Genomic DNA, 3,840 nt, shown 5'->3' on the forward strand with positions numbered 1-3,840 from the left:
GAGCCGGGGGCGCCGGCGGTGCGGACGGACGGGGCGCGGGTCACCGACAGCCAGCGGAAGAACATCACGAAGCCGAGCAGCGCCACCGGCAGCAGCAGGCCGAAGGCCGTCCAGGCGAGGGCGGTCGCGTCGGTGAACAGGTAGATGATCCAGACCACCAGGCCGGCGGCCGCGAGCAGGAAGTGGCCGAAGATCACCGGGACGGGGAGGCGGGACGTGCCGCCGCGGACGCCGCCGCGGGCGATCCAGGTGCCCAGCATGTAGAAGCCGCCGAGGGCGGTGATCAGCCAGGTGACGAGTGCGGCGATGCTCATGGTCGTTCTCCTTGGTCGGCGGTGGGCCGGGATGTGCGGGCGAAGCCCTCGGACTGGGTCTGCTCGTCGGCGACGCGGACGCCGTAGCGGTAGGCGAGCCTGCCGCCCAGGAAGCCGGACACGGCCAGGGCCGCCAGGGACACCGCCGACAGGGCGATCGGCCCCGGGGCGACGGCTCCGGTGACGTCCCCGTAGCGCCAGCCGAAGCCGCCCGCGTAGGCGGCGGTGACGGCGAGGTTGAGGGACATGTGGACGAGCGCGGTGCGGAAGGCGCGCGTCCCCGGCGGGACGGCGAGCAGGTCGAGGAACCCGGTCGCCGCGGCGGCGAGCGCCCCCGCGATGCCCAGCCCGATGAGCCACAGCGAGCCCCTGGCCAGGAAGTCCGGGTCGCCGACCAGGTGCGAGGCGGCGTCGAACACCAGGCTGCCCACCCACGCCCCGATCGGCACGGTCACGAGGACCGGGTGCAGGGGGTGGCCGTAGCTCCCGGTGAGCGCGCTCACCGGGCGTTTCGACTGCCGCTGCGGATCGTCCATGACGACCTCCTATTTCACCAACAAGTATTGGTGTTATAGCAGGAGCGCGTCAACGGTGGCGAGGTCGGTGGGTATGTCATCTTGGTTTGGACTGATTTTTGGGTGTTAAGGTGATCGCCGGTTAGGGTGGTGGGGTGACTTCGGACTCCGCCGGGCTGGAGGCCGCCGCGATCCTCAGCGACGACCTGCGGCGCCGGATGTACGCGTTCATCCGCGCGGCGAGGGCGCCGGTGACCCGGGACGAGGCGGCGGCGAGCGTCGGCATCTCCCGGAAGCTGGCCGCCTTCCACCTCGACAAGCTCGTGGACGCCGGGCTGCTGTGCGCCCGCTACGCCAACCCGTCCGGCGTGCGGCGGGTGGGCCGGGCGCCCAAGGTGTACGAGCCGTCCGGGCTCGACGTGCGGGTCAGCATCCCGCAGCGCGAGCACGGGCTGCTCGCGGGCATCCTGCTGGACGCCGTGCGCGGGCAGGAGCCGGGGGAGAGCGGGCCGGACGCGGCGCTGCGGGCCGCCGGCGAGCGGGGCCGCGCGCTGGGCGAGGCGGAGCGCCGGCCCGTCCGCGGCGGGCGGCTCGGCACCGAGCGCGCTCTCACGCGCGCGCAGGAGGTCCTGGAGCGGCACGGGTTCGAGCCCGAGCGGGAGAGCCCGGAGCGGCTGAGGCTGCGCAACTGCCCGTTCCACCCCATGGCGGCGGACGATCCGGGCCTGGTGTGCGGGATGAACCACGCCTTTCTGTCCGGTGTGGTGGACGGCCTCGGCGCGTCCGGCGTCCAGGCCGCGCTCGCCCCGCAGGAGGGCTACTGCTGCGTCGAGTTCGGCCCGCGCGACGCGTAATCTGCCCGGTTCGTATCGGCTTGCGATTGATTCGGACGATAGATCTTGCTTCTCCCGGTTACGCCAGTCAGGAAGGTCTAACCGGAGGAGCGAGCGATGAGCCTGCCGTTGCACGAGAGCCGCGTTCTCGCGCTCATCGAGATGGGACTGTGCCGAGACGACCGGGAGCTCGCGGCCCGGTTCGCGATGTTCAACCGGTTGGCGGCGGGCGACCCGCCGCCCCGCCGGGAGGATCTCGAACCGAACCGGCGGCTGTGCTGGATCCTGACGGCGGTGCTCGTGGTGTCGGTCGCCGTGCTGGGCGCGATCACCGCCGCGGTGGCCGGTTAGCCCCCTTCGAGGGTCTTCAGCTCGGCGGTCAGCCGGTCGAGGATCGGCGCGAGGTCGCGCAGTTCCGCGAGGTGCACGCGGGTCAGCTCGGCCAGGACGCGCTCGGCGGCGCCGGTCAGCCGCACCCGCATCACCCGGTTGTCGTCCGGGTCGCGCTCGCGGACGACGAGGCCGCCGTGCTCGGCCCGGTTGATCAGCTCGACGGCGCTGTGGTGGCGCAGCAGCAGGTAGTCGGCGAGGTCCCCGATGGTGGGCGGGCGCGCGGCGGCGTGCCCCTTGACGGCGAGGAGCAGCTGGTGCTGGGCCGGCGTCAGCCCGGCGGCGCGCGCCGCCTCCTCGCTCCAGCGCAGATAGCGCCGCAGCCCGGTGCGGAAGGCGAGCAGCGCCGTGAACTCCTCCTGGCTGAGCTGCTGCACGCGTACCCCGTCCCTGGAGGTGAGAGTCCGGTCTGTGGTGCTCCGATGCTACTTCACCCTGCGTGTTCGGGACTCTGCGTGTTCGGGCCGGGCGGCGTCCGCCGCACTTCGGCCGAACCCGTGACGATCACCGTGGGGGGAAATAGAGTGCCCCTACCGAATTCCCGGGCTGCTCCGGTTCTGAGTGCAACGCCCGAATGGTCGACTCGCTGGAGGTTCGGGGGATGGGCATGGGGCGGACGCTCGCGGCGGTGCTGCTGGCCGCCGGGCTGCTCGCGGGCTGCGGGCGGGGCGCGGACGAGTCGCTGCTCGACAAGTCGACGCTGGTGGTCGGCGTCCGGCCGGACCTGCCGGGGCTCGGGCTGCGGCATCCCGACGGCGAGTTCGAGGGGTTCGACATCGACGTCGCCCGGTACGTCGGGCGGCGGCTCGGGAAGAAGATCGAGTTCACCCAGGTGCTGGCGTCCGAGCGGCTTCCGGCGCTGACGTCGGGCCGCGCCGACCTCGTCCTCGCGACGCTGTCGGTGACGCCCGAGCGCAAGACGCGGGTCGCGTTCGCGGGCCCGTACTACATGTCCTACCAGGACGTCCTCGTGCGGACGGACGAGCGCGGGGTCAAGGGCATCCGCGATCTGAGCGGGCGCCGGTTCTGCGCCGTCGAGGGCGCGGACCCGATCCTGCGGCTCCGCGCGCTGAGCGGGATGACGGCCCGGACCGTCCCCGCCAAGAGCTACGACGAGTGCATGCGCATGATCAAGGCGCGCACGGTGGACGCCATCACCACCAACGACGTGATCCTCGCCGGGCTCATCCGCCGCGAGGGCGGCGGCTTCCGGCTGGTGAACGCCCGGATCAGCGAGCAGAACACCGGCATCGGGATCCGCCAGGGCGACACCGACGGCTGCGAGGCGCTCAACCGGGTCATCACCCGGATGTACCAGGACGGCACGGCGGAGCGGCTGGCGGAGAAGTGGTTCGGCGGCACCGGCCTCGACCTGTCGATCATCGAGGTGCCGCAGTTCGAGGGCTGCGTCTAGCCGGCTGCGTCTGACCGGCTGCGTCTGACCGGCGGGGTCTAGCCGGCGGCGGCCAGGATGCCGTGCAGCCGCGCGGCGCGGCCGCCGGCGATGGCGCCCTCGCGGGCGCGGGTGGAGATCTTCCGCCGGAGGGCGGCGACGTCCGCGCGGCGGCGGTCGAGCGGGGAGTGGCGGCGCTCCAGCATGGCGTCGATCACGTTGGCCAGGTCGAGGCCGACGTCGTCGCGGACGTCGCCGGCCGCGACGCCCTGGTCCACCGACGCGCGCAGCCTGACCAGCGCCTCGTCGATGAGGAGGCCGGGCGGGACACGCTCCCGCGGCGGGCTGCCGGAGGGCGGCTCGGAGGGCGTTCCGGCCGGTGCGGCGGCCGGTGG

The 3,840-nt window shown here is 73.1% G+C and carries 7 protein-coding genes; 3 read left to right on the plus strand and 4 right to left on the minus strand.

Going from position 1 to position 3,840, the window contains the following annotated elements; translation table 11 throughout:
- The coding region (locus ETD96_RS42365; protein WP_138642116.1) for a hypothetical protein at positions 1–314 on the minus strand (314 nt) is incomplete at its 3' end.
- The gene (locus tag ETD96_RS42370) at positions 311–850 is read right to left on the minus strand and encodes a DUF2231 domain-containing protein (RefSeq protein WP_138642117.1); all 540 of its coding nucleotides are present in this window, start codon (positions 848–850) and stop codon (positions 311–313) included. The genes ETD96_RS42370 and ETD96_RS42365, both read right to left, overlap by 4 nt.
- A 134-nt stretch (positions 851–984) precedes the next feature.
- On the opposite strand from ETD96_RS42370, the gene ETD96_RS42375 reads away from it, so the two are divergent.
- Entirely contained in the window at positions 985–1,683 is a 699-nt protein-coding gene (locus ETD96_RS42375) for a helix-turn-helix transcriptional regulator (protein ID WP_171069507.1), read from the plus strand.
- A 96-nt stretch (positions 1,684–1,779) separates the two neighbouring features.
- Positions 1,780–2,013 carry a DUF3040 domain-containing protein gene (locus ETD96_RS42380; protein WP_138642118.1) on the plus strand — a complete coding sequence of 78 codons (234 nt, stop codon included), beginning with the start codon at positions 1,780–1,782 and terminating at the stop codon, positions 2,011–2,013.
- Here ETD96_RS42380 and ETD96_RS42385 read toward each other — a convergent pair.
- Positions 2,010–2,429, minus strand: coding sequence for a MarR family winged helix-turn-helix transcriptional regulator (locus ETD96_RS42385; protein WP_138642119.1), 420 nt, complete (start codon positions 2,427–2,429; stop codon positions 2,010–2,012). The two genes, ETD96_RS42380 and ETD96_RS42385, sit on opposite strands and share 4 nt — an antisense overlap.
- A gap of 197 nt (positions 2,430–2,626) precedes the next feature.
- On the opposite strand from ETD96_RS42385, the gene ETD96_RS42390 reads away from it, so the two are divergent.
- Positions 2,627–3,466, plus strand: a complete 840-nt coding sequence (locus ETD96_RS42390; RefSeq protein ID WP_240808621.1) for a glutamate ABC transporter substrate-binding protein — start codon at positions 2,627–2,629, stop codon at positions 3,464–3,466.
- 38 nt (positions 3,467–3,504) lie between these two features.
- Here ETD96_RS42390 and ETD96_RS45530 read toward each other — a convergent pair.
- Positions 3,505–3,840 (minus strand): hypothetical protein (locus ETD96_RS45530; protein WP_205719739.1); only part of this gene is annotated, 336 nt, incomplete at its 5' end.

The sequence above is a fragment of the Actinomadura geliboluensis genome (genome assembly GCF_005889745.1).
Lineage (GTDB): Bacteria > Actinomycetota > Actinomycetes > Streptosporangiales > Streptosporangiaceae > Spirillospora > Spirillospora geliboluensis.